General features: G+C 70.5%; 24 protein-coding genes. 7 read left to right on the plus strand and 17 right to left on the minus strand.

Going from position 1 to position 25305, the window contains the following annotated elements:
• Positions 1-2 precede the first annotated feature (2 nt).
• Both dapD and CLV71_RS26625 read left to right on the plus strand, forming a co-directional pair.
• The gene (gene dapD / locus CLV71_RS26620) at positions 3-974 is read left to right on the plus strand and encodes a 2,3,4,5-tetrahydropyridine-2,6-dicarboxylate N-succinyltransferase (protein ID WP_133905570.1); all 972 of its coding nucleotides are present in this window, start codon (positions 3-5) and stop codon (positions 972-974) included.
• Between the two features lie 9 nt (positions 975-983).
• The gene (locus CLV71_RS26625; protein WP_133905571.1) at positions 984-1847 is read left to right on the plus strand and encodes a CHAD domain-containing protein; all 864 of its coding nucleotides are present in this window, start codon (positions 984-986) and stop codon (positions 1845-1847) included.
• On the opposite strand, the gene dapC is transcribed toward CLV71_RS26625, so the two are convergent.
• The 12 genes from dapC to typA form a co-directional block, all read right to left on the minus strand.
• Positions 1795-2874, minus strand: a complete 1080-nt coding sequence (gene dapC / locus CLV71_RS26630) for a succinyldiaminopimelate transaminase (RefSeq protein WP_133905572.1) — start codon at positions 2872-2874, stop codon at positions 1795-1797. The genes CLV71_RS26625 and dapC overlap by 53 nt on opposite strands.
• Positions 2871-3197: a ferredoxin gene (fdxA, locus tag CLV71_RS26635; RefSeq protein ID WP_133905573.1), complete on the minus strand. Its 327-nt coding sequence runs from the start codon at positions 3195-3197 to the stop codon at positions 2871-2873. Before fdxA ends, dapC begins: the two co-directional genes overlap by 4 nt.
• A 77-nt stretch (positions 3198-3274) precedes the next feature.
• Positions 3275-3670, minus strand: coding sequence for a hypothetical protein (locus tag CLV71_RS26640; protein WP_133905574.1), 396 nt, complete (start codon positions 3668-3670; stop codon positions 3275-3277).
• On the minus strand, positions 3667-4506 hold the full coding sequence (gene mshB / locus CLV71_RS26645; RefSeq protein WP_133905575.1) for an N-acetyl-1-D-myo-inositol-2-amino-2-deoxy-alpha-D-glucopyranoside deacetylase: 840 nt from the start codon (positions 4504-4506) through the stop codon (positions 3667-3669). The genes CLV71_RS26640 and mshB overlap by 4 nt, the downstream gene beginning before the upstream one ends.
• 186 nt (positions 4507-4692) lie before the next feature.
• Positions 4693-5445 carry an ABC transporter permease gene (locus CLV71_RS26650; protein WP_133905576.1) on the minus strand — a complete coding sequence of 251 codons (753 nt, stop codon included), beginning with the start codon at positions 5443-5445 and terminating at the stop codon, positions 4693-4695.
• A 30-nt stretch (positions 5446-5475) separates the two neighbouring features.
• Entirely contained in the window at positions 5476-6480 is a 1005-nt protein-coding gene (locus CLV71_RS26655) for an ABC transporter ATP-binding protein (RefSeq protein ID WP_133905708.1), read from the minus strand.
• 53 nt (positions 6481-6533) lie between these two features.
• Complete coding sequence (locus CLV71_RS26660) at positions 6534-7577, minus strand: ABC transporter ATP-binding protein (RefSeq protein WP_133905577.1); 1044 nt, start codon at positions 7575-7577, stop codon at positions 6534-6536.
• 36 nt (positions 7578-7613) lie between these two features.
• Positions 7614-8570, minus strand: coding sequence for an ABC transporter permease (locus CLV71_RS26665; protein ID WP_133905578.1), 957 nt, complete (start codon positions 8568-8570; stop codon positions 7614-7616).
• A 13-nt stretch (positions 8571-8583) separates the two neighbouring features.
• Positions 8584-9516 carry an ABC transporter permease gene (locus CLV71_RS26670; RefSeq protein ID WP_133905579.1) on the minus strand — a complete coding sequence of 311 codons (933 nt, stop codon included), beginning with the start codon at positions 9514-9516 and terminating at the stop codon, positions 8584-8586.
• Between the two features lie 94 nt (positions 9517-9610).
• Entirely contained in the window at positions 9611-11317 is a 1707-nt protein-coding gene (locus CLV71_RS26675; RefSeq protein WP_133905580.1) for a peptide ABC transporter substrate-binding protein, read from the minus strand.
• Between the two features lie 495 nt (positions 11318-11812).
• The gene (locus tag CLV71_RS26680) at positions 11813-13465 is read right to left on the minus strand and encodes an ABC transporter family substrate-binding protein (protein ID WP_133905581.1); all 1653 of its coding nucleotides are present in this window, start codon (positions 13463-13465) and stop codon (positions 11813-11815) included.
• A 78-nt stretch (positions 13466-13543) separates the two neighbouring features.
• On the minus strand, positions 13544-15445 hold the full coding sequence (gene typA, locus CLV71_RS26685) for a translational GTPase TypA (protein ID WP_133905582.1): 1902 nt from the start codon (positions 15443-15445) through the stop codon (positions 13544-13546).
• Positions 15446-15589: 144 nt separating this feature from the next.
• On the opposite strand from typA, the gene CLV71_RS47930 reads away from it, so the two are divergent.
• Entirely contained in the window at positions 15590-15745 is a 156-nt protein-coding gene (locus CLV71_RS47930; protein WP_166664266.1) for a hypothetical protein, read from the plus strand.
• A 169-nt stretch (positions 15746-15914) separates the two neighbouring features.
• On the plus strand, positions 15915-16892 hold the full coding sequence (trpS, locus tag CLV71_RS26690) for a tryptophan--tRNA ligase (protein ID WP_133905583.1): 978 nt from the start codon (positions 15915-15917) through the stop codon (positions 16890-16892).
• A 53-nt stretch (positions 16893-16945) separates the two neighbouring features.
• On the opposite strand, the gene CLV71_RS26695 is transcribed toward trpS, so the two are convergent.
• Genes CLV71_RS26695 through CLV71_RS26705 form a run of 3 tightly spaced genes read right to left on the minus strand, consistent with a single transcriptional unit; the run spans position 16946 to position 19411 of the window.
• The gene (locus tag CLV71_RS26695; RefSeq protein WP_133905584.1) at positions 16946-17344 is read right to left on the minus strand and encodes a (deoxy)nucleoside triphosphate pyrophosphohydrolase; all 399 of its coding nucleotides are present in this window, start codon (positions 17342-17344) and stop codon (positions 16946-16948) included.
• Positions 17341-18690 carry a sensor histidine kinase gene (locus CLV71_RS26700; protein ID WP_243866721.1) on the minus strand — a complete coding sequence of 450 codons (1350 nt, stop codon included), beginning with the start codon at positions 18688-18690 and terminating at the stop codon, positions 17341-17343. Before CLV71_RS26700 ends, CLV71_RS26695 begins: the two co-directional genes overlap by 4 nt.
• A 7-nt stretch (positions 18691-18697) precedes the next feature.
• Positions 18698-19411, minus strand: a complete 714-nt coding sequence (locus CLV71_RS26705; protein ID WP_133905585.1) for a response regulator transcription factor — start codon at positions 19409-19411, stop codon at positions 18698-18700.
• Between the two features lie 146 nt (positions 19412-19557).
• Between CLV71_RS26705 and CLV71_RS26710 the strand changes: the two genes are divergently transcribed.
• Genes CLV71_RS26710 through CLV71_RS26720 form a run of 3 tightly spaced genes read left to right on the plus strand, consistent with a single transcriptional unit; the run spans position 19558 to position 22528 of the window.
• Positions 19558-20634: a LolA family protein gene (locus CLV71_RS26710; RefSeq protein ID WP_133905586.1), complete on the plus strand. Its 1077-nt coding sequence runs from the start codon at positions 19558-19560 to the stop codon at positions 20632-20634.
• Positions 20635-20648: 14 nt separating this feature from the next.
• The gene (locus tag CLV71_RS26715) at positions 20649-21656 is read left to right on the plus strand and encodes an ABC transporter ATP-binding protein (protein ID WP_133905587.1); all 1008 of its coding nucleotides are present in this window, start codon (positions 20649-20651) and stop codon (positions 21654-21656) included.
• Positions 21653-22528 carry an ABC transporter permease subunit gene (locus CLV71_RS26720; RefSeq protein WP_133905588.1) on the plus strand — a complete coding sequence of 292 codons (876 nt, stop codon included), beginning with the start codon at positions 21653-21655 and terminating at the stop codon, positions 22526-22528. The genes CLV71_RS26715 and CLV71_RS26720 overlap by 4 nt, the downstream gene beginning before the upstream one ends.
• Here the strand turns inward: CLV71_RS26720 and CLV71_RS26725 are convergent.
• Together CLV71_RS26725 and CLV71_RS49490 are read right to left on the minus strand one after the other, a co-directional pair.
• On the minus strand, positions 22525-23544 hold the full coding sequence (locus tag CLV71_RS26725) for an ABC transporter ATP-binding protein (RefSeq protein WP_133905711.1): 1020 nt from the start codon (positions 23542-23544) through the stop codon (positions 22525-22527). The two genes, CLV71_RS26720 and CLV71_RS26725, sit on opposite strands and share 4 nt — an antisense overlap.
• The gene (locus CLV71_RS49490) at positions 23541-25229 is read right to left on the minus strand and encodes an ABC transporter permease (protein ID WP_424923908.1); all 1689 of its coding nucleotides are present in this window, start codon (positions 25227-25229) and stop codon (positions 23541-23543) included. The genes CLV71_RS26725 and CLV71_RS49490 overlap by 4 nt, the downstream gene beginning before the upstream one ends.
• Between the last annotated feature and the right edge of the window lie 76 nt (positions 25230-25305).

Below are 25305 nucleotides of genomic sequence, written 5' to 3' on the forward strand. Positions count from 1 at the left end.
CCGTGACTAGTGCAGACACCTCCGGGGCGCTGGGCGTCGGCCTGGCGACCGTCACCGACGACGGCACCGTGCTCGACACCTGGTTCCCGCACCCCAAGCTGGACGACAACGCCGTGCCCGGCACGCAGCTGCTCTCCGAGCAACAGGCGACCGACGAGCTCGGCGCGGGTGTGTCCGCACTCCTCGGTCCCGACGACCACCGGGCGGTCGAGGTCGTCGCCGTGCGGACCGGGATCACCGACCTGACCGAGCCGCCCGCCGACGCCTACGACGTCTACCTGCGCCTGCACCTGCTCTCCACCCGGCTGATCCAGCCGCACGGCTGCAACCTCGACGGCCTGTTCGGCCTGCTCACCAACGTCGTGTGGACCAACCACGGCCCCTGCCGCGTCGAGGGCTTCGCGGCCACCCGGATGCGGCTGCGTTCGCGTGGGGCGGTCACCGTCTACGGCATCGACAAGTTCCCCCGAATGGTCGACTACGTGGTCCCGACCGGTGTCCGCATCGGCGACGCGGACCGGGTGCGGCTCGGCGCGCACCTCGCCACCGGCACGACCGTCATGCACGAGGGCTTCGTCAACTACAACGCCGGCACGCTCGGCGCCTCGATGATCGAGGGCCGCATCTCCGCGGGTGTCGTGGTCGGCGACGGGTCGGATGTCGGCGGTGGCGCGTCGATCATGGGCACGCTGTCCGGCGGCGGCAAGGAGACGATCTCGCTCGGCGAGGGCTGCCTCATCGGTGCCAACGCGGGCATCGGCATCTCGCTCGGCGACAACTGCGTCGTCGAGGCGGGGCTGTACGTCACGGCAGGCACGAAGATCACCCTTCCGGATGGTCATCTGGTGAAGGCGCTGGAACTGTCCGGACAGGACAATCTCCTGTTCCGGCGCAACTCCGCGACCGGTGTCGTGGAGGCTGTCGCGCGAACCGGAGCAGTCGTGGAGCTGAACGCGGCCCTGCACGCGAACTAACATCGATGGATGACCGCCTCTTCACCACCCGAGCAGACCTGGATCGACGAGCAGGTGCACGAGCTGCGTGCGCAGGCCGAGGTGGCGCTGGAGGGTGCCGACCCGGAGGGCGTGCACCAGCTGAGGGTCGGGGTACGGCGGATCCGCGCCGCGCTGCGGGTGTCCGGTCACGACGGCGGCGGCGCGCTCCAGGCCGAGCTGCGCTGGTTCTTCGGCGAGCTCGGCCCGCTGCGTGACCTCGACGTGCTGCTCGGCCGCCTGCGGGACGAGACGGACGGCTTCACCCCGGACGAGCTCGCCGCGTTCGGCAGGCTCCTCAAAGGATTGCGGGCCGAACGCGGGGTGGCACGCAGGAAGGTGACGCGGGCGCTGCGCGGCCAGCGGTACGAGCGGCTGCTCGCGGACCTGTCCGCCACGGACATCGCGCCGACCGGGGCCGTCGGCACGCGTGAGGTCGCGCGCCCGTTCCGCAAGCTGCGCAAGGCGGTCCTGGCCGCGGGGCAGGACCCCGCCGACGAGGTGCTGCACGAGCTGCGCATCCGGGGCAAGAAGCTGCGGTACGCGGCTGAGCTGATGGCCACCGACGGAGGCAGGCTGGTGCGCAGGCTGGTCAAGGCGACCAAGCGGCTGCAGGACGTGCTCGGCGAACACCAGGACGCGTGCGTCGCCGAGGACCGGGTGCGCGGGCTGGTCGGCGAGGACCCCGACGAGGCGTTCGTCGCGGGCAGGCTCGTCGAGCGGGAACGTGTCAGGCAGGCGCAGGCTCGTGGCGAGTGGTACGCCGCCTACGAGGAGGTCGTCCGCACCGCGGAGGAACTGCTCACTCCGCCAGCCGCGCCGCCGCCGCCTCGATCCGCTCGTCGGAAGCGGTGAGGGCGACGCGGACGTGCCGGTCGCCGGTCGGCCCGTAGAACGTGCCGGGCGCGACCAGGATGCCCCGGGCGGCCAGCCAGTCGACCGTCGCCCACGCCTCCTCGCCCCTCGTGCACCACAGGTACAGGCCTGCCTCGGAGTGCTCGACGGTGAAGCCGGTGTGCTCGAGCGCCTTGCGCAGCACGATCCGGCGGGCCGCGTACCTGGCCTTCTGCTCGGCCACGTGCGTGTCGTCGGACAGCGCGGCGGTCATCGCGGCCTGGACCGGGGCGGGCACGATCAGGCCGGCGTGCTTGCGGATCGCCAGCAGCCTGGCCACCAGGTCGGGGTCACCCGTGACGTAACCCGCCCGGTAGCCGGCCAGACAGGACGACTTCGACAGCGAGTGCACGGCCAGGAGGCCTTCGAGTGATCCTCCTGACACCGACGGGTGAAGTATCGAGACCGGCGACGCGTCCCAGTCCAGGGAGAGATAGCACTCGTCGGAGGCCACGACCGCGCCGCGCTCACGCGCCCAGTCGACCACCTTCCGCAGGTGGTCGGCAGGCAGCACGCGGCCGGTCGGGTTGGACGGCGAGTTCAGCCACACCAGCTTGGGTCGCGCCGGGCCGACGGCGACCGTGCTGTCCGACCGCAGGACGTCCGCACCGGCGAGCCGCGCACCCACCTCGTAGGTCGGGTAGGCGAGCGGCGGGATCACGACGAGGTCGCCGGCACCGACGCCGAGCAGCGTCGGCAGCCAGGCGACCAACTCCTTGGACCCGATCGTCGGCAGGATCGCCTCCCTGTCGACCCGCACGCCGAACCGCCTGGCCAGCGCGTCGCGCGCGGCCTCACGCAACGCGGGCGTGCCGTGGGTCGCCGGGTAGCCGGGGATCCACGCGGCGCCGGTCAGCGCCTCCTGGATGACCGGGGGCACCGGGTCGACCGGCGTGCCGATGGACAGGTCAACGACGCCGTCGGGGTGCGCACGGGCGCGCGCACCGGCGTCGGCCAGCGTGTCCCAGGGAAAGTCGGGGAGGGTCACTCGTCGTGCTGAACGGGAGGGAGGTCCTTGATCCACTGGGGGTCGTGGGCCGTCTTGCCGACCTTGGCGGCACCACCAGGCGAGCCGAGCTCGTCGAAGAAGTCGACGTTCGCCTTGGTGTATTCCTTCCACTGGTCGGGGACGTCGTCCTCGTAGTAGATGGCCTCCACCGGGCACACCGGCTCACAGGCACCGCAGTCGACGCACTCGTCGGGGTGGATGTAGAGCATCCGGTCCCCTTCGTAGATGCAGTCGACCGGGCATTCCTCGATGCAGGCCTTGTCGAGCAGGTCAATACACGGCTCGGCGATCACATAGGTCACTGCTTCTCCCTGTTAACAGCGTGTCCGGCAAGTCATGAGGTTACCGACCGCCGCTAGTATCCCTCTCAGCCACCACCTCACCGCGACGGACCCAGTGTGGTGGCCAGCACCTTGCCAAGCACCAGTGCCGACGGTAAGGCGCCACAGGCGAAGAGCAGCAGCGACCGCCAGTCCGAGACCAGGACGAGGTCCCCACCAGGGCCGAACATGCCGAAGACGACCACGGCCAGGAACCACCCGATCAGTGGAGCGGCCGCGACGAGCATCCTCGGCGACACCCTCCCGGCGACGCCGACCAGCCAAGGAGTCGTCAAGGCGGCCACCAGCGCGCTCACCGGCAGAGGCGCGCCGCCCAGCGTGTGGGGCAGCAGGTAGCCGTCGAAGCCCAGCGGCAGGAACATCAGCTCCAGTACCGCGAGGACGACCGCGTCGACCACCAGGACGGTCAGGACGAGCCAGTCCCTGACCCTCACGTGAGCCCGCCGAACAGGTCCGTCGCGGCACCCTCCGCGGGGCCGCGTCCCAACAGGTAGAACTCGGCGGGCGGGATGGGCTGCGCGATCCCGTTGGACAGGGCGTAGGCGCGCTCGCCCTCGCCGCCGTGCCAGACGGTGATCTGCGTCGGGTGTGCCGCCATGGCCCGCATCTTGACCGAGAGCGCCTCGGCCGTGTCGACGACCGTGGTGATCACGTCGTCATCGGTGACGGGCAGCTCGTCCGGCTCCGGCAGGCGGAACGGCAGGTCCGCGTACCCGGCCAGCGCCGCGACACCGGCCTCGGTGGCCCCGCGGGACGTGACGGCGAAGAACACCCGGTCGACGCCGTCGCAGGCGGCCATGGTGACCTCGTGCGCGCGGACGTGGTCGGGGTGGCCGTAGCCGCCGTCCGGCCCGTAGGTGATCACGACCTGGGGTCTGACCCGCTCGACGACCTCGGCGAGCGCGGCGGCCTGCTCGTCCAGGTCACCCGAGGCGAACGCCCTGGGGTGCCGGTTGGCCTCGGTCCCGGCCATCCCGGAGTCCCGCCAGCGGCCGACGCCGCCGAGCCAGCGGTGGTCGGACACACCGAGCGCCGAGCAGGCGGCCCGCAGCTCGCCGATGCGGTACCCGCCGAGCTGGTCGGCCGCGTCCGAGGCCAGCGACCGCAGGCTGGGCGGGATGACCTCGCCCTCCTCGCCCAACGTGCACGTGACCAGCGTGACCTGCACGCCGGCGGCCGCGTACCGCGCGATCGTGCCGCCGGTCCAGAGGCTCTCGTCGTCGGGATGCGCGTGCACGAGTAACAGGCGCGGCGCGGCGGTAAGCGTCATCAGTGGTCCGTATCCGTGGGTCCAGCCAGGCGGTCAAGGATATCCGCGCTCGTTAGCCCGATCAGGGCAACCCGGCGGCCGGGCTAGTCCCAATGCCGGTCGTTTAAGCCAGTGCAAGATCAACTCGACGATCGGCGACCAGCGGAAACAGGCGCGACCAAGATCCACAAGCAGACCCTTGGCGATCTAAACAACCGGCATTGGGGCTAGTCCGTAGTACGTATTCTCGGGTCCAGCCAGGCCGTGAGGATGTCGACCACCATCAGGGCGACCACGAACAACGCGACCGAGTACACCGCGACCGCGACCATCACCGGGTGGTTGTTGGAGCCCCCGGGTCAGCGTCACGGTGAACGCCAGCGCGCCGAACCCGAGCGTGATCGCGGGCAGGACCAGGTTCTGCAGCCACGTCGTCTCGATGCCGACGGAGCGGGGAATCAGCGGGAAGGCCTCCCAGCCGAACACCGACACCCCTGACAGGGCGTTCCGCAGCGACACGCCGATCACGAACAGCGGCACCGAGGTGACCACGACCGCCACGGCCGTGATCACGATGTCCGCGAACGAGTGGCGGAACCAGGCCGCGAGGATGCCGAGCGTGACACCGAAGACGACCTGGATCGCCATCGCGGCGAGCGCGAGCCGCAGCGTGTTCGGCGCCGTCTCCGCGAGCATGTCGATGATCGGGCGGCGGTTCCTGAAGTCGATGCCGAGGTCGCCGGTCGCCAGGTTCACCACGAAGTGGAAGTACCGGACGACCAGCGGCTGGTCCAGGCCGAACGTCTCGTTCAGCAGCGCCCGCGTCTTCGGGTCCTGCATGCGCGGCCCGATCATCCGGAACGGGTCGCCCCACTCCGTCGCCGCGACGAGCGCGCCGAAGGAGGTCACGAGGATGACGAGGACCGCCCGCGCCACCCGCCTGGCCAGGAACTTCCCCATGGGACCTCCCGGCCGCGGCGGGCTACGCGGTCAGGCGCGCACCACCTCGCGGAGCGAGGCGTAGTGGCAGGCCGCCTGGTGGCCCTGCGCACCCGGCACGTCGTACAGGGGCGGTGGCTCCTCGACGCACTTGCGCTGCTCGGACTCGGACAGCTGCTCGAACTTCCAGCACCGCGTGCGGAACCGGCACCCCGACGGCGGGTTGGCCGGGTTCGGCACGTCACCGCGGAGCACGATGCGCTCCCGCTGACGCTCCAGCCTCGGGTCCGGGATCGGCACGGCCGAGATCAGCGCCTGCGTGTACGGGTGGTGGGGCCGGTCGAACAGCTCGTCGCGCTCGGCGATCTCCACCACGCTGCCCAGGTACATGACCGCGACGCGGTCGGCGATGTGCCGCACCACGGACAGGTCGTGCGCGATGAACAGGTACGTCAGCCCCAGCTCGTCCTGCAGGTCCTCCAGCAGGTTCACGATCTGGGCCTGGATGGACACGTCCAGCGCGGACACCGGCTCGTCCAGCACGATGAACTTGGGGTTCATCGCGATGGCGCGGGCGATGCCGATGCGCTGGCGCTGGCCGCCGGAGAACTCGTGCGGGTAGCGGTCCGCGTACTCCTCGGCCAGGCCGACCGTGTCCAGCAGGGTGTTGATGGTCTTGCGGCTCGACTCCTGGCCGAGCAGCTGGAACTTCTCGGCCAGGGTCTGGCGGATCGTCATGCGCGGGTTCAGCGACGCGTACGGGTCCTGGAAGACGATCTGCATGTCCCGCCGGGCCCTGCGCAGCTCCTGCTTGCCGAGCGCGGTGACGTCGACGCCGTCCAGCACCACCCGCCCGCTCGTCGGCTCCAGCAGGCGCAGGATCGCCCGCGCGGTCGTCGACTTGCCGCAGCCCGACTCGCCGACGAGCGCGACCGTCTGTCCCCGGTGGATGTCGATGCTGACCCCGTCGACCGCCTTGACCTGGCCGATCGTGCGCTTGAGGAACACGCCGGAGCGGATGGGGAAGTGCTTGACGAGGTTGTTGATCTGGAGCATCGGCTCGCCGGCGGGCTCCACCGTGCCGACCCCGCCCTGTCCGTCTGCCTGCGTCACGAGCTCGCCCTCTCCTCGAAAGCCATCGCCACCCGGTCACTGTGCACGCACGCCGCGCGGTGCGCTGAGCCGTTCACCGGCACCAGCGCCGGCACCTGCGGCAGACACGCCTCCGTCGCGAAGACGCAGCGGGGGTGGAACGGGCAGCCCTCCGGCACCCGCGCCAGTGACGGCGGGATGCCCTTGATCGGCTGGAGTCTCGCCTGCCGTTTCTGGTCCATCCTGGGCAGGCTGGCCAGCAGGCCGTAGGTGTAGGCGTGCCGTGGCGAGTAGAAGATCTCGTCCGCGGTGCCGGACTCGACGATCCGACCCGCGTACATCACGTTGATCCGGTTCGCGTAGGACGCGACCACGCCGAGATCGTGCGTGATCAGCACGATCGCGGTGTTGCGGTCCTCCTGGAGCTTCTGCAGCAGGGCCATGATCTGCGCCTGCACGGTCACGTCCAGCGCGGTGGTCGGCTCGTCGGCCAGCAGCACGTGCGGGTCGTTGGCCAGCGCCATCGCGATCATCGCGCGCTGGCGCATACCACCGGAGAACTCGTGCGGGTACTGGTTGAGCCGCACCGCCGGGTTCGGGATGCCGACCTCGCCGAGCAGGTCGAGCGCACGCTTCTTCGCGACGGCCTTGGACACGTCCTGGTGCACGCGGACCATCTCGGCGATCTGGTCGCCGACCTTGAACACGGGGTTCAGCGCGGTCAGCGGGTCCTGGAAGATCATCGAGATCTGGCTGCCGCGCAGCTTGCGCTGCTGCTTCTCGGGCATCTTCAGCAGCGACCGGCCGCGCAGGAACACGTCGCCGGACGGGAAGGTCGCGGGCGGCGACGGCACGAGGCCCAGGATCGTCATGGCCGACACCGACTTGCCGGAGCCGGACTCGCCGACGATCGCGAGGGTCTCGCCCTCGTTGACGTGCCACGAGACGCCGTCGACGGCCTTGACCACGCCGAAGTCGGTCTTGAAGTGGACCCGTAGGTCGCGTACCTCCAGCAGGGGCGCGGGGGCCCCGTCGAGGTCGATGTCGGCTGCGCCGGTCATCTGGGTACTTCTCCTAGTGGTGGGAGCGTTCCGGCACTACCGGAGCTTCGGGTCCAGCGAGTCACGCAGGCCGTCGGCGACGAACGCGAAGGCGAGGGTCGTGATGCAGATCGCGGCACTCGGGAAGATCCACAGGTAGTCCTTGCCCGCGACCTGCACCTGCTCGATGCCCTGGTTGATCAGGCGACCCCACTCCGGGGTGTCCGGCGGCACGCCGACGCCGAGGTAGGCGAGCGAGGCCATCGCGACGACCGCGACGCCGATGCTGGTGAACGAGTAGATGAACACCGGCTGGATGGCGTTGGGCAGGATGTGGCGGACCACGATCCGCCAGTCGGACGCGCCGATCGAGCGCGCCGCCTCCACGTACTCCGCCTCGCGCAGCGCCAGCATCTGGCCACGCATGAGCCGTGCGGCCGTCGGCCAGCCGAGCACCACCAGCGCGATGATCACCTGCGTGACGCCGGAACCGAACGTGCGGACCACCAGGATCGCGCCGATCAGGTACGGGAACGCGAGGAAGATGTCCGTCGTGCGCATGATCACGGCGTCGGAGATCCGGCCGCGGAAGCCGGCGAGCGCGCCGAGCGCGACGCCGACGATCATCGAGCCGAGCATGGTCGCGATGCCGACCAGGAGTGCCAGGCGCAGGCCGTAGAGCAGCTCCGAGTACAGGTCGCGGCCGAGCGCGTCCGTGCCGAACAGGTGGTCGCCACCGGGTGGGGCGATCGTGTTCATCAGGTTCTGGTCGTACGGGTCGTACGGCGAGATGAACGGCTGGACCAGCGCGAGGATCACCAGGATCGCCACGACGACGAGCCCGGTCATGGCGAGCTTGTTGCGCTTGAACCGGCGCCACATGTCGGCGAACTGGCCGCGCGACGGCTCTTTCTTGCCAGGCTCCGGCGGCTCGCCCTTGGCCTCGTGAGCCGACTCGACGACCACCGCCTGTGCGGCGGTGGCCATGTCGGTCGGGGTGTCAGGAGAAGTCATTTCGCAGCCCCGCTCAACTCAACCGGATCCGTGGATCGAGATACGCGTACAAGATGTCGACGATCATGCTGAGGCCCACGTATACCAGTACGGCGAACGTCGTGATCGCCATGATCACCGGGTTGTTGTTCTGCAGGATCGACTTGTACAACAGGAAGCCGACACCGTTGTACTGGAACAGCGTCTCGGTGATGATCGCGCCGCCGAGCAGCACGCCGATGCTGATGCCGACGTAGGTGACCACCGGGATGATCGAGTTCCGGAAAGCGTGCTTCATGATCACGGTGCGCTCGGACAGACCCTTGGCCCGCGCCGTTCTGATGTAGTCCATGCGGAGGACCTCCAGCATGGACCCGCGCATGAGCCTGGCGATGAACGCCGCGTCGACGATCGCGAGTGTTATCGCGGGTAGGAGCACTTCCGTGTACCACGGCGCCAGTTCCGTGAACGTTCTCGGCACCTGCGGGAACACCCACACGCCGGAGACGGTCTGTCGCAGCCAGATGCCGATCACGAAGACCGGGACACCGATGGCGAGCGTGGTGAGGATGGTGACCAGGACGTCCCAGAAGGAGTAGCGCCAGACCGCGGCGATAATTCCCGCGACGACGCCGATGATCACGTCTAGGATGATTGCGACCAGTGCGAGACGCGCGGTCGCGGGCACCGCCTGCGCGAGCATGTCCGCGACGGGGCGGCGCTGGTCGAAGTCGACCCCGAGGTCACCGGTGAACAGGTTCCCGAGGTAGGTGAGGTACTGCACCGGCACGGAGTGGTCCATGCCGAACTTCGCGCGGAGGATCTCCTGCGTGGCAGGCGGAACCACCTTGTCGCCACTCGAGGCGAACGGGTCACCGAGCACGAACAGGCCGATGAACAGCAGGATCGTCGCCGCTATCACGACCATGATGGCCTGGGCGAGCCTGCGGATGACGAACTTCCCCATTGGTTAGCGCCGGCTTTCTCGGATCGACGGTGTCCAACCTGACGGTGGCCGTGGCCCGACAGTACGCCGGGCCACGGCCAACCAGGTCTTTCAGTTACTTGGTGCTGATCTCGTACAGGTCCGGGTTCTCACTGAAGTCCATGCGAAGGTTGATGAACTTCGAGGTGTTGGCCAGACGGTGCTGAGTACGGTTCCACAGCGGGATCAGCGCCAGGTCGTCGCCGATGGCGATCTTCTCGGCCTGCTGGTAGAGAGTGACGCGCTTCGCGTCGTCCTTCTCGCCCTTGGCCTCGTCGAGCAGGTCGTCGAACTTCTTGTTGCTGTAGCGACCGCGGTTGTCACCGGTGGTCGGCTGGTCGGCCGGGGCGCCGATGGCACCGGTCGACAGCAGCGGCTCCAGGAAGTTGCCCGGGGTCGGGTAGTCGGCGCCCCACGCGGCACGGTAGATGCCGGTGGAGTTCGGCTGCTGCTCGTTGTTCAGCAGGTCGGTGAACTGGACGCCGCCCAGGTTGACCTTCAGGCCGAGGTTGGTCTCGAGCTGGTCCTTCACCGCGGCGGTCCACTCCTCGTGGCCGGCGTCGACGTTGAACTGGAAGTTCAGCTCGGTGCCCTCGGTGAGCCCTGCCTCCTTGGCCAGCTTCTTGGCCTCGTCGAGGTTGAACTCGCAGGCGTCGCAGACGCCCTTCTGGTAAGCGTCCTTGAACGCGGGCGGCACGAGCGAGTCCGCGGGCGACTGCGAGCCCTTGAACACACCGTTGATGATCGCGTCGCGGTCGATCGCCATCGAGAGGGCCTTGCGGGCCTTCGCCGAGTCGAGCGGCTTCTGCGTGACCATGACCAGCAGGTAGTTCATGCCGTTGGTGTTACGGGTGATCCACTGGTTCTGCGGCTCGTAGGTCGAGCGCGCCTGCGGCAGCACCGGCGTCGGCATGCGGGCCCAGTCGAACGTGCCGTTCTGGTAACCGGCGTACTCGTCCTGGGAGCCGTTCGCGGTGATCGTGATCTCGACCGAGTCGAGGTAGGCCGCGTGGCCGATGTTGTAGTCGTCGAAGCGCTTGAGCTTGATGCCCACGTTGTGCTGCCACGGGCCGTCCATCATGAACGGGCCGTTGCCGATGGGCTGCTCCACATAGGCGGGGTTGCTGGTCGGGCTGCCCGCGGTGGACGGCACCGGGGAGAACACCGGGTGGAAGGTGCGGAGGTAGAACTCGCAGTTCGGGTCGGCGAGCTTCACGACCAGCTTGGCCGGGTCGGTCGCGTCCACACCGGACAGCGAGGTCGCCGTGCCGGCCTGCATCTCGTCGAAGCCCTCGATGCCCGCCAGGTGGTAGGCCACCTCGGAGGCCGAGTCCTTGGCGGCGACGCGCTCCCAGCCACGCTTGAACGACGCGGAGGTGACCTCCTCACCGTTGTGGAACTTCGTGCCCGTCTTCAGGTCGAAGGTCCACTCGGTGCAGTCGTCGTTGGCTTCCCACTTGGTCGCGACACCGGGCTTGACCTCGCCGAGCGGGTCGACCTGGATGAGACCCGTGAAGAGGTACTTGGTGACCAGCAGGCCCTCGGACTCCTGGGCGTTGTAGGGGTCGATCGCCGTCGGCTCGGTGAGACCGAACCGGAACGTGCCGCCCTTCTTGCCCTCCTTGATGTCCGGGAGGGGGGTTTCCGGCCAGCCGGCAGACTGCGCCGCGCTGTCGTTGTTGTCGTCGCTGGTGCCCTCGTTCGATTTCTGAGAGCAGGCGGTGAGCACCAGCGCGGCAGCCGTCAGACCGGCCGCGGCCCGGAGCCACGCTTGTTTCCGCATCAAGATAGTTCCTCCATGAGCGAGCACGCACTCGACGAGCGTGCGCCCGGTGTTGTCGTGACACATCGTGCACGGAGCCGGTGGGTACCGCGCGGCGGGGGCTGGTCGGGGGAGCCTAATACCACCGAGCGGTCGTCTCTTTCCTGGTGCGCGACGAGTGTCATGTCGATCTTGTGACGCGCCGGCGCCCAGACGCCGACATGCCGTTGCAGGACGGTAGGAACTTCCCCTACTCCCGTCACGGGGATGCGCTTGATCGTGACCAAAGGGTGACACGCCGGACTCATGGAGCGATCCCGCGGTTACGGCGCGCTGAATAGTCGTCGCGGACCGCAGACTAATGGGGCTTGTGTCGTTAATGGACCCGTCAACCCGCGCGCCGACGCGTCTTGGTCAGAAGGTCGGCCGGATGGGCGTGAACCGGCAACGTGAAAGTGGTAAATCCGGGAATAGCGTGTGCGGCAAATGTGACTGCCCTGTAACCGGGGCGGTTTCCTAACGCGCGGAACGATTCCAGAATGCGGCGCCGGCAAACGGGCCCGCGAACCCCGCACCGTCCGTGACGCCCGTGACCTCGTCACGCACGGCGAGGACGTCGGCCTCCTGGTACAGCGGCAGCGCGACCGCGGCACGCCAGAGAGCGGGCTCGACGGCCGTCAGCGCGTCGGTCACGGAGAGTGAACCGGTGAGGGCCGCGTCGAGGGTCGGCTGGAGGCCGCCGTCGCAGTAGCCGAGCGGGTTGGCCGGCACCAGGCCTGCCGAGCCGGTGACGCACCCGTAGTCACTGGCGAGCATGGTCGCCGGGTCCCCGCCCGTGGCCCGGGAGGTCACCGCGATGTCCACCACGTTCGACCCGCTGGTCGCGTAGAGCCGCTGGTACAGCTCCGCGCCGGGCAGCTCGGCGACCGTCGCGCTCACCCCGCCCGCGGCGAGCTGACCCTGGATGTCGTTGGCGATCCGCACGTCGGCGGGCTGCTCGGTCGCCGCGCCGATGACCAGCTCGAGCGGCCGCCCGTCACGGGTCCAGCCCGCGCTGGTCCTCGTGTAGCCGGCGCCGGTGAGCAGCGGATCCGCCGCGACCGGGTTGTAGACGATGTCCGACGGCATGGTCGACGCGTAGCCGGGCATGCTCGGCGCCAGCACCTGGGCGTCGGCCCGCAGCTGGGCGGCCGGGCCGTTGCCGGTGCCGACGGTGATCAGCTTCGTCCGGTCGAGCATGGCCATGACGGCCTGGCGCACCGGCAGGTCGGCGAGCTGGCGGACCGGCCGCAGGTACACGGTCGTCACCTGCGGGCGGGCCACGGTCGAGCTGGTCACGGCCGGTGCGAGGTCGCCGATCCGCGTGGCGCCGACCGAGTCGGTGTCCACCAGCGCCAGCTGGTCGTGACCCTGGTCGAGCGCCTCGACCAGCGCGGCCTCGTCGGCACGGCGCAGCACGATCCGGTCGAGCGTGGCCGGGTCCTCCCAGTACCGGTCGTTGCGCTCCAGGACGACCTCGCCCCGGTCGTCGTCGAGCGTCTTCACCGTGTACGGGCCCGCGGTGGCGGGGAAGTTGTTCTGCAGCGCCCCGGACCAGCCGCCGGGGGCGTCCTTGAGCAGGTGCGCGGGCAGGAGGTTCGTGAACAGGGACCGCCAGCCGGGGTAGGGCTTCGAGAAGACGACCTCGACGGTCCTGCCTGCGTCGCGGGCGTTGATGTCGGTGATCAGCCGGTAGCCCGCGGAGTCGACCACGCCCGGCTGGCTGGTGAGCTGCTCACGCAGGTAGACGAAGTCCTCCGCCGCCACCGGGGCCGCGTCGGACCAGGAGGCGTCGGCCCGGATCTGGTAGGTGACCGTGTACGGCTTGGCCTTGGTGACCGCCGCCGACACCATCAGGTTGCGGTCCAGCTGGGGGGTGCCGTCCGGGCCGGGCCGGAACACCGACGGCAGCAGCATCTGCGACAGGCCGGTCGTGATGGCCGACTGGTCGGCGAAGTTGTGCGGGTTGTAGCCGCCCGCGATGGAGTCGACGCCGACCACGACCTCACCCGCGTCCACCGGGGCGTTGGACGGGGACACGAACGGGGTGTCGACGCGCCGGGGTGCAGGCGTACATGCCGCCAGAGCGACCAGAGCGACGATCGCGAGTAGCGCCTTCCGCAACAGCATCACCCCCCTTGCCAGAAATCTAGACCTCTGTGGGAATGACGCGTTCGGCGGCTACGAGGTTCCTGGTGTTGGCAGCCCTCAGTTGTCGCGTGACTTCTCGCGGGCACGGGCGCGGCCGCGCTGGGTGCTGTCGAGGATCAGCTTGCGGATTCGCACGACGTCCGGCGCCACCTCGACGCACTCGTCGGTAGCGCAGAACTCGAGGGCCTCCTCCAGGACCAGCTTGCGTGGCCTCGCCAGCCGCTCCAGCTCGTCACCGGTCGAGGAGCGCATGTTGGTGAGCTTCTTCTCGCGGGTGACGTTGACGTCGAGGTCCTCGGCACGGGGGTTCTCGCCGACGACCATGCCCTCGTACACGTCGGCGCCCGGCTCGACGAAGAACGTGCCCCGGTCGGCCAGCTGGATCATCGCGTAGCCGGTGACCGAGCCGGTCCGGTCCGCGACGAGCGAACCGGAGTGCCTGCCGCGGATCGACCCCGCCCAGGGGAAGTAGCCCTCGAAGATGGCGTTCGCGATGCCGGTGCCGCGCGTCTCGGTGAGGAAGTCCGTGCGGAAGCCGATGAGGCCACGCGACGGGACGACGTACTCGACCTTGACGCGGCCGGTGCCGTGCCCGCTCATGTGCTCCAGACGGCCCTTGCGGCTCGCGAGCAGCTGGGTGATGGCGCCGAGGTGCTCCTCGGGGGCGTCCACGGTGAGTCGCTCGAACGGCTCGCACAGCGTCCCGTCGACGGTCCGCGTGACGACCTCCGGGCGGCCCACGGTCAGCTCGAAGCCCTCGCGGCGCATGGTCTCCACGAGGATCGCCAGCGCCAGCTCGCCTCGGCCCTGGACCTCCCAGGTGTCGGGCCGCTCCGTCGGCAGGACGCGGATGGAGACGTTGCCGACCAGCTCGGTGTCCAGGCGGTTCTTGACCAGCCGCGCGGTGACCTTCGAGCCGCCGCCACGGCCCGCGAGCGGCGAGGTGTTGACGCCGATGGTGACGGAGATGGCCGGCTCGTCGACGTGGATGCGCTCGAGCGGCTCGGGGTTGGCCGGGTCGGCGAGTGTGTCGCCGATGGTGATCTCCGGGATGCCCGCGATGGCCACGATGTCGCCCGCCTCGGCACTGGCGGCCGGGACGCGGTCGAGGGCCTGCGTGAGCAGCAGCTCGGTGATCTTGACGTTCGTGATGGTGCCGTCCGCCCGGCACCAGGCCACCTGCTCGCCCTTGCGGATGGTGCCGGAGTGGACCCGGCACAGCGCGATGCGGCCGAGGAAGCTCGACGCGTCGAGGTTCGTGACCAGTGCGCGCAGCGGTGCCTTCGGGTCGCCGGACGGCGCGGGCACGTGCTGGAGGAGCACGTCGAACAGCGGGTCGAGGTTCTCGCTGTCGGGCATTCCGCCGTCGGCGGGCTGGTTCAGGCTGGCCCGGCCCGCCCGCGCGGACGCGTAGACGACCGGCAGGTCCAGGATGTTGGCGTTGGACGAGTCCAGCTCGCCGGCCAGGTCGAGCAGCAGGTCGTGGGTCTCGTCGACGACCTCGCTGATGCGGGCGTCCGGACGGTCGACCTTGTTGACGACCAGCAGGACCGGCAGGCCCGCGGCCAGGGTCTTGCGGAGCACGAACCGGGTCTGCGGCAGCGGCCCCTCGCTCGCGTCGACGAGCAGGACCACCCCGTCCACCATCGACAGTCCACGCTCGACCTCGCCACCGAAGTCCGCGTGGCCCGGGGTGTCGACCACGTTGATCGTGACCGGCCCGTCGGGCGTCTCGCGGTGCACCGCGGTGTTCTTGGCGAGGATCGTGATGCCCTTCTCACGTTCCAGGTCGCCGGAGTCCATGACCCGGTCGACGAGGGCCGCACGGGCCGAGAAGGCGCCGGTCTGCCGGAGCATCGCGTCGACCAGGGTTGTCTTGCCGTGGTCGACGTGCGCGACGATCGCGACGTTGCGGAGGTCGGTCCTGGCGATCGCGGGCGTGATCGTGTCGGTGGGCACGCGCGTGCTCCTGTACTTCGTGGTCTGGCGGCATTGGCTCGGCGCGAGATCACGCGCCACTGACGAGGATAGCCGCCCGAGGTGGCGCCCCGCAGAAAGGTAAGTCTAACCTTAGTCGAATCCCAGCACGGTTGGAGACGACGCTTGGGTAAGAAGACAGCCGCGGACTACGTGCGCAAATGGACCAAGGCGGGCAAGGTCAAGAAGAAGTGCTGCAGGTCGAAGTCCAGGTGCAGGAAGTGTCCGGTACTGGCGCTGAAACGAGCGAAGATCAAGGTCGCGGCCAAGCAGGCGGCCTGATACTTGCGACGTTCCGTATGATGTGGGGCATGCGCAACATCACAGCCATGTGGTGGGCCGCCTGACGGCGGCCGATTTCCTGTTGCGTTGAACACAGGCCGCCCGACCGGGCGGCCTTTCTGTGTGTCAGGGGCTCCGGCGGGTGGCCCCGAACCCCGAGGAGCCTCGAATGACCCGCCTCTCCGGCATCACGCCGTCCGGTCCCGGCCACGTCGGCAACTACCTCGGCGCGATCCGCCGCTGGGCCCGCGAGGGGAGTCCCGACGACCTGTACTTCGTCAGCGACCTGCACGCGATGACCTCGCCGTACCACCCGCAGAAGCTCAGAGGCCGCACGCGCGAGCTGATGGCCATCCTCGTCGCGGCGGGGATCGAGCCGGGCACCCTCTTCGTGCAGTCCGACCTGCTGGCCCAGCTCGGGCCGCTCACGTGGGTGCTCGAGTGCGGCTGCGCGTTCGGCGAGGCCGCCAGGATGACCCAGTTCAAGGAGAAGAGCACCGACCGCACCCACGAGGGCACCCCGGTCCGCGTCGGTCTGTTCACCTACCCGGTCCTGATGGCCGCCGACATCCTCCTGCAGGGGGTCGACGAGGTACCCGTCGGCGACGACCAGGCCCAGCACGTCGAGCTGGCGCGCGTCCTGGCCAGGCGGTTCAACGGCACCTACGGCGAGGCGTTCGTGGTCCCGAGGGCGGTCACCCCGCCAGCGGGCGCGCGGATCAGGGACCTGGCCGACCCGAGCAGGAAGATGGACAAGTCCGCCCGCGACTCCGCCGGGGTCCTGTTCGTGCTCGACGAGCCGGACCTGTTGCGCCGCAAGGTGAAACGTGCCGTGACCGACAGCCTCGGGCGGCTGGAGTACCGGCCGGAGGAGCAGCCGGGACTGGCGAACCTGCTGGACATCCTGGCCGCCTGCCAGGGCAAGCCACCCCGCGAGGTGGTGGCCGGGTTCACGTCCTACGGCGAGGTGAAGGACGCGGTCGCGGAGGCCGTCGTCGAGGAGCTGCGACCGGTGCGGGAACGGACCCGTGAGCTGCTCGCCGACCCGGCCGAGCTGGACCGCATCCGCGCGGTCGGCGGCGAACGGGCCACCGAACGCGGTGCCCACCGCCTGAAGACGGTCCTACGCCTGGCGGGCGTCGCCTAGCCCGCACGCACTGAAGGACGCCTTCGTAACGCTGGGCGTCAGGAAGGCGTCCTTCAGTGCACCCAGCGGAGGGTCTGTCGGAGCGCGGGTAGCAGGACGCGGTCCGCTGGGAGCCACTCGACCGAGCCCAGCTGTCCGACCTCCAGCCACCTCAGTGCGGCGTGGTCGTGTGGTTGGGGCTCGGCGAGCGGGTCGACCAGCGAGGCGCGGTAGACCCGCAGCAGCTTCGCCTCGGACAGGGCCACGTCCGACCCGATCGGCTCGTGGGCGGTGACCTCGACGCCCAGCTCCTCGCGGCACTCGCGCACGACGGCCTCCACGTCGGACTCGCCGCGCTCCACCCGGCCGCCGGGCAGCTCCCACAGACCGGCCGCCTCCGGCGGGTAGGACCGTTGCTGTGCGAGGAGGGCACGACCGCGGACGATGGCCGCCCCCACGATCACGGTGATCACGTCAGCACCCGCCACCTGACCTGGAACCTGGCCCCGCCCTCCGGGGACTCCGTCACCTTCACCGTGCCGCCCCGCCGCCCCACGACCTCCGCCACCAGCGCCAACCCGAGCCCAGAGCCGCCGGAGTCGCGGGAGCGGTGGTCCTGCACGCGGTAGAACCGGTCGAACACCCGCTCCCGGTGCTCCGGCGCGATGCCGTGCCCGTCGTCGTCCACGACCAGCGTCACCGCCGAGCCTCGGGACAGGACCGTCACCACGATCCGCGCCCGCGCGTGCCGTGCCGCGTTGCGCAGCAGGTTGTCCAGCACCAGGTCCACCTCCGCGGGTGCGGCCGCCACCCAGCAGGCTCCCGGTGCGAGGTGCGTCGCCACCACCGGCCCGCCTGCGGGGAGCCGGCCGACCGCCGCGCGGGCCGCCGCCACGACGTCCACCGGCAACGCCTCCGGCCACTCGCCCGCGTCCGACCGTGCCAGCGCCAGGAGCCCTTCGACCAGCGACGACAGCCGTTCCGACTCCGACACCACGTCCGCGAGCACCTCCTGCGACAGCTCGGGGTCGGGGTTGGCCACCGCGACCTCGGCCTGCACCCGGATCGAGGCGACCGGCGACCGCAGCTCGTGCGCGGCGTCGCCGGTGAACCGCCGCAGCCGGGCCGTCGCCTCGTCGCGGCGGGCCAGCAGGCTGTTCAACGCCGCCGCCAGCGACCGCAGCTCGTCGTGCGCGCTCGGCAGCGGCAGCCTGCGCCCGGCGGGCAGCTGGGACGCCGCCGCCCGGATCCGCTCCACCGGCCGCAGCGACGACCGCACCCCGAGCCACGTCGCGATCCCGCCCGCCGCCGACCCGAGCAGGGCCGCGACGACCAGCCAGTTCAGCGCCCGGTGCTGGGCGGGGTAGTAGCCGGTGAGGATCGTGCCGACGATGACCAGCCGCTGCGAGCCGTCCGGCGCGCTGGTGACCGTGCCGATCCACCGTCGTGGCGGGTTCTCCGACAGCCGCAGCACCGGCGTGGCGGCCTTGAGCTCGCGCAGCTCGTCACGTGACAGCGGTGGCGGCGGGCCGCCGTCGACCGGCGTGCCCGCCGTGTCGAGCACGCGGGCCTCCATGCCGACCGGGCCCGCCTTGACCGGTCGGCCCGCCCGTACCTCGGTCAGCGCGGTGGTGAGGATCGGCTGGAGCTGGGCGTCGGCCGCGCTCACCAGCAGCGGTCCGATGAGCTTGCTCGTGACGAACGCGAGGGTCAGGAACACGACGAGGGTGACCGCCGTGCCGACGGTGGTGATCCGGAACCGCAGCGAACGCCGCAGCCACAGCCTGCCGACGATCCGGCCGAGTACGCCGCTCAGCAAGCTCCGCTCACCGCGACTTCGGCTCGAGCACGGCGTCCAGCTCGGACGACGAGGCCAGGTAGCCGTGACCACGCACGGTACGCACGATGCCCCCGGCGCCGACCGCGTCCAGCTTGCGCCGCAGGTAGCCGACGTACACCTCGACCGCGTTGCGGGTCGCGGCCAGCTCGTCGCCCCACACGGTCCTCAGCAGCTCGTCCTTGGTGACCACGGCACCGGCCCGGCTGATCAGCACCTCCAGCACCGCGAACTCCCTCGGCGACAGCGGCACCAGCTCGCCGGCGAACCGCACCTCCCGCACGGCCCGGTCGACGATCAGCTCGCCGACCTTCAGCCGCCGCTCGGCACCCTCGGCCGCCCCGCGCCGCAGCACGGCCCTGACCTGCGCGACCAGCACCACGAACGAGAACGGCTTGACGACGTACCCGTCCGCCCCGAGGTCCAGCCCGTCGGCCTGGTCGATCTCGCCGTCCTTGGCGGAGACCAGCAGCACCGGGGTGGTCACGCCCTCGGCACGCAGTGCCTGCAGCACCCGGTAGCCGGACAGCCCCGGCAGCATGATGTCCAGGAGGATCACGTCGAACGCGCCGGTCCTGGCGATGTCCAGCGCGGACGGCCCGTCGGCGGCGGCCACGACGTCCATGCCCTCCGCGCCGAGCCCGCGTGTCAGCGCGCGCCGGACCCCCAACTCGTCGTCGACCACCAGAACCCGCGGCTTCATGCGCACAGCATGCCTGGTGCGGACCCCGGCACGGTGCCTCGTCTCAGCGTAATCTCAGGTTCCGGTCCGCTCTCAGGCCCATCTCAGTAACAGGGGAGCAACCTCGACGTCACAGGCTCGAACAGGGACAGATGCGAGGGGTGCACATGAACTCGAGAAAGACCGCGTTGTCGTTCGCGGCGGCCGGTACCGCGGCGGGGGTCATCGGGTTGGTGGTCCTGGCGACGCCGGCAGGCGCTGGGGAGGCGCCGCCCGCGTTGCCGCCCGTCAGCGCCGACGCACTGGTGGCTTCGGTGCTCGACATGAAGCTGCCCGCGTTCGCCGGCTCCGTCGAGGTGCAGAACCACCTCGGGCTGCCCATCCCGGGGATACCGGCCAACCCCGGCAACGGCGACGCCGCCGAGGTCTGGTCCGACGGCAGCGGCAAGGCACGCATGTCCGTGCCGAGGATGCAGAGCGAGACCACGATCGTCGACGACGGCTCGACCGTCTGGGTGTGGAACTCCGACAACCGCACGGTCACGAAGGTGCCGCACGCCGAGGACGCGGCCCAGAAGCCGCTCGAGGGCAGGTTCGCCGACCCGGCCAAGGCCGCCGCCGACCTGGTCACCGCGATGCAGGCGGACTCGACGGTCAGCGTCGACGGCACCGCACGCGTGGCCGACCGGCCGGTCTACCAGCTGGTCCTCACGCCGAAGCCGACCGAGCGGACGCTGCTGCGCGAGATCCGCGTCTCGGTCGACTCGAAGCTGCGGATCCCGATGTCGGTCGAGGTGCTCGCCAACGGGCAGGCCGACCCGGCCATCAAGGTCGGCTTCACCAAGTTCGGCGAGGCGGCACAGGATCCGAAGCTCTTCAGCTTCACACCGCCCGAGGGCGCGACCGTGACCGAGGAGAAGGTCGACCGGGACTTCCACGGTCAGGGCATCGAGGAGTGGCTGTCGCAGGTCGACTTCAAGACCGTCGGCAGGGGCTGGGACATCGTGGCCACCGGCAAGGTGCCCGCCGAGGCGCTGAAGGGTGCCGAGGACATGGCGGGTGCGTCCGACCAGGACCTGTTCGCGCTGCTCGGGACGTTCGGCAAGAAGGTCACCGGGTCCTACGGCACCGGCTACGTGATCTCCACCAGCGTCGGCGCGGCCATGATCACCGAGGACGGCAAGGTCGCGGTCGGCGCGGTGCCGGAGCAGGTGGTCACCGAGGCCGTCAAGACCGTCAAATGAGTACGGTCACCGACATGACGGAAACCGAGGAGGCCCCCGCGGTGCACGCCGCGGGGGCTCTCCCCCGCCTGGCCGCGCGGACCCGCAACCTGCGGAAGGTCTACGGCAGGACCGTCGCGGTCGACCACGTCGACCTCGACGTGCCGGTGGGCGCGGTGCTCGGCATGCTCGGACCGAACGGCTCGGGCAAGACCACGACCATCCGGATGCTGCTCGGGCTCGTACTGCCGACGGCGGGCACGGTCGAGCTGCTCGGCCACAAGATGCCCGACGGCGCGAGCTGGGCGCTCCCCGAGGTCGGCGCGCTGGTCGAGGGCCCCGGGTTCCACCCGTTCCTGTCGGGGCGGGAGAACCTCCTGCGGGTCGCGGCGGCCGAGCCGCGCCTCGCTTCCAAGGACATCCCGCGTGCGGTCGGCCAGGCGATCGAGCGGGTCGGCCTGTCCGGTGCCGCCAACCGGCGCTACCGCGGCTACTCGCTCGGCATGAAGCAGCGACTCGGCCTCGCGTCGGCGCTGCTCCTCCCGCGCAGGTTCGTGGTGCTCGACGAGCCGACGAACGGCCTCGACCCGGCAGGCACCCGTGAGGTCCGGGCGGTCATCGCCGACCTGCACGCGGCAGGCACGACCGTGCTCGTCTCCTCGCACCTGCTGGCCGAGGTCGAGGCCACCTGCACGCACGTCGCCGTGCTGCACAAGGGCGCGGTGGTCGCGCAGGGCGGCCTGACCGAGCTGCTCGAAGCGGGCGACGCGAAGCTCATGGTGTCCACCCCGGACGTCACGGTCGCGGTGAACGCGTTGCGGGACAACCGGATCCCGGCCCGCGAGGTGCCGAACGGCGTGCACGTGGACCTGGCCGCGACGACCGCCCCCGAGGTGGTCGCCACGCTGGTCGGCGCGGGAGTCGCCGTGCACGAGGTGCGCAGGCAGCGGACCGGGCTGGAGGAGCTGTTCACGCGGCTCACCGAGTCCGCCGAGAAGGGCAACGGCCTGTCCGACGTGGACACTTTCGAGGAGCCGTCATGACGCTCGCGCTGGACGCGCCCATCGTCACCGAGCAGCGCACCAAGGCGCCGCTTGGGCGGCTCATGCTGTCCGAGCTGCGGTTCATGTTCCGCAGGCCACGTACGCTCGTCGCGTTCGGCCTGTTGGTGATCGGGCCGATCCTCGCGGGCATCGCGATGGCCGTCGCCACGTCGGTGCCGGACACGAACAAGCCAGGCACGCAGGTGATCGAGGGCGTCGCCGCGCTCGTCGCGAACAACGGCCTGATCCTGCCGGTCTTCGTGCTGCTGCTGTGCATGGTGATGCTGCTGCCGATGCTCGGCGCCATGTGGTCGGCGGACGCCATCGCCGGTGAGACCTCGACGGGCGCGTTGCGCGGGCTGCTCCTCGCCCCGGTGAGCCGGGTGCGGCTGCTGGCCGTGAAGGCCTTCGGTGTCGCGGTGCTGACGGCCACGGCGGTCCTGACCATCACGGTCGTCGGGATCCTCGCGGGGATGGCGATCCTCGGTGGCGACGGGCTGCTCACCATGTCCGGCAACACGTTGGCGTTCGGCCAGTCGCTCGGCCGCATCGGGCTGATGGCCGTGCTGGTGATCGTCCAGGTGTGGGCGGTCGCGGCGGTCGCGCTCGCGATCTCGGCCGCCACCGAGCACCCGCTGGTCGTGATGGCCGCAGCGCTCGGCGGCATCATCGTGTTCACCATCGTCAACAACATCCCGGCGCTGGACTGGCTGCACCCGTTCCTGCTGACCGACGGCTGGAACAGCCTCGCGGACGTGCTCCGCGACCCGATGCCGACCGACGGCATCATGGAGGGCCTGCTGCGGGCCGTCTGCTACATCGTGATCGGCTACTCGATCGCACTCGGCCGGATGTCCACGAAGGACGGCTAGGGTGCCGCCCCGACGACCGCGAGGCCGTCCGGGTCGAGTCGTAGGCGCACGCGGTCGCCCGGTGTCTCCGCGATGCCGGCGACCGCGTCCACGAGCCGGTCCGTGTCGTCCAGGCGCACCTGGAGGCGGACGTGGTCGCGGCGGTGCACGGACCGGATCAGCTTGCCCGTGACGGTCCCGTCCTCGTCGAGCCGCAGCGCGGTCGGGCGCAGGCCCAGCGTGACGCGGCCTGCCGCCGCCCAGGGGACCGCCACCGACCCCAGTTCGCACGTCGCGACGCCGTCCCGCACCTCGGCCGGCAGGAACGTGCCGCAGCCGAGGAACCGGGCGGTGTCCTCGTCGGCGGGGCGGCGCCACACCTCGTCCGGCGGCCCGGTCTGCACGACGGCCCCGGCACGCATGACCGCGACCCGGTCGGCGAGTGTGAACGCCTCGTCGTGGTCGTGGGTCACCACCAGCGCCGTCGCGTCCGCCACCCGCAGCACACCTGCCAGGTCCATGGCCAGCTGCTCACGCAGTGCCCTGTCCAGCGCGGACAGCGGCTCGTCCAGCAGCAGCAGCCTCGGCCGCGGCGCGAGTGCCCTGGCCAGCGCCACCCGCTGTTGCTCGCCGCCGGACAGCTCGGTCACCCTGCGGTGCTCGTAGCCGCCGAGCCCCACCAGTTCGAGCAGCTCCGCGACCCTGGTGCGCCGGTCGGCGGTCGGCATGTGCCGCATCCGCAGGCCGAACGCCACGTTGCCGGCCACGTCCCGGTGCGGGAAGAGCTGCCCGTCCTGGAACACCAGCCCGAAGCCCCTGCGGTGCACCGGCACGGCCGCGAGGTCCGTGTCGTCCCACCGGACCACGCCCCGCGCAGGCGGCTCCAGGCCCGCGATGGCACGCAGCAGCGTCGACTTGCCGCAGCCCGACGGGCCGAGCAACGCCACGACCTCGCCGTCGGCGACCGCGAGGTCGATGTCGGACACCGCGGTCAGGCTCCCGTACCGCACGGTCACCTCGGTGACGGACAGCATCAGAACTCTCCCACCGGTACGCGTACCCGTTCCACGACCGCGACCACCGCGACCGTGACGAGCACCAGCAACGTGCACGCCGCGTACGCCATCTGGTTGTTCAGCTCCCCCGGCCGCGAAATCAGCCGTGCCACCGCGACGGGCAGGGTGGCCGTGTCCGGCCTGGCGAGGAAGCTCGTCGCGCCGAACTCGCCGAGTGCCACCACGTACCCGAACGCGGCGGCGGTCAGCAGGGACCGGCCGGCCATCGGCACGTCCACCTCCCACCACACCCGCCACGGACTCGCCCCGAGCGACCCGGCGGCCTGCCGCAGGCGTTCGTCGATCGACCGCAGCACCGGCAGCATGACGCGGATGACCAGCGGTGTCACCACGAGCGCCTGCGCGAGCGGCACGAGCACCGGTGACGTGCGCAGGTCGCCCGGCAGCAGGTCGAGCGTGATCAGGTAGCCGAACCCGACGGTCACCGCGGACACGCCGAGCGGCAGCATGAACGCGGTGTCGACGACCTCGACGTACCGCACCCGGTGTCGGATGCGTTGCTTCACTCCTCCGCTCAGACGCCGTCTACCCTCCTGCGCTGCTCGGCCCCTGGGCCCGTTCCTCGCGCAGGGGCCTGCGCTGCTCGTCAGTCCAGACGGCGCCCGCTCCGTCGTTCCGCGCCCGTCGCGGGCCAGCGTCACCAGCACCACGCTCGCCATCGTGCCGAGCGTGACGGCGAGCAGCGTCGCGTCCGTGGCCGCCGCCAGGGAGTTCCTCGCCGCGTCCAGCCCGGAGATCTGCAGCGAGCCCTCGTAGCCGACGCCCGTCAGCGCGCGGTAGCCGTCGAGCCCCCAACCGTCCGGTGTGGACAGAGAGCGGAGTACGAGCGACGCGATCGGCACGCACAGCAGCACGACCACTCCCAACGCCGCCGCAACGACCGCCCACTCACCGCCTGCCGGCCTGCGTGCCGACTCGGCCTGACCACGCAGCCGCAACGCCGTCTCCCTGCGGCGCCTGGCGACCGCGCCGACGGACAGCACCGCAACGACCGCGCCCACCTGCAGCAACGACAGCGCGGCGGCGCCGGGGAGGTCGAGGAGTTCCACTGTCCGCAGGTAGATCTCGGTCTCCAGCGTCCGCAGCCGGGCGCCGCCGAGGATCAGCACCACGCCGAAACTGGTGGCGCAGAACAGGAACACGACAGCCGCCGCGGACCCGATGGCAGGCGCGAGCGCGGGCAGTGTCACGGACGTGAACGTGCGCAGGCGTGACGCGCCGAGCGCACGGGCCGCGTCCTCGGCGCGCCGGTCGAGGTGTGTCCACAGCCCGGCGACCGTCCGCGCCACGACCGCGACGTTGAAGAACGCGTTGGCCAGCACGATCGCCCACACGCCGCCGTCGGGCAGCATGGCCCGGAACGCCAGTCCCACCACCACACTCGGCAGCACGAACGGCACCAGGATGATCACCCTGATGATGCCGAGCCCCGGCAGGTTCGTGCGGGCCAGCAGGAACGCGACGGGCAGCCCGGCGACCACGGCCACCACGGTCGCACCCGCCGCCTGTGCGACGGTGAACCCGACGAGCCGCCACACCCGGGCGGTCCCGAGCGTGGCCAGGACGCCCCCTTCGTCGAAGCCGAGCCGCATGATCGCGACGACCGGCCACACGAAGAAGACGGCGAGGAAACCCAGGGGCACCAACGCCAAGAGCGTTGTGCCGGGTCTGATGGCTCGCTCCACTTTCCCTCCGCTAACCCGCCGTCTTCCCTCCTGTGCT

Source organism: Actinophytocola oryzae (genome assembly GCF_004364325.1).
GTDB lineage: Bacteria > Actinomycetota > Actinomycetes > Mycobacteriales > Pseudonocardiaceae > Actinophytocola > Actinophytocola oryzae.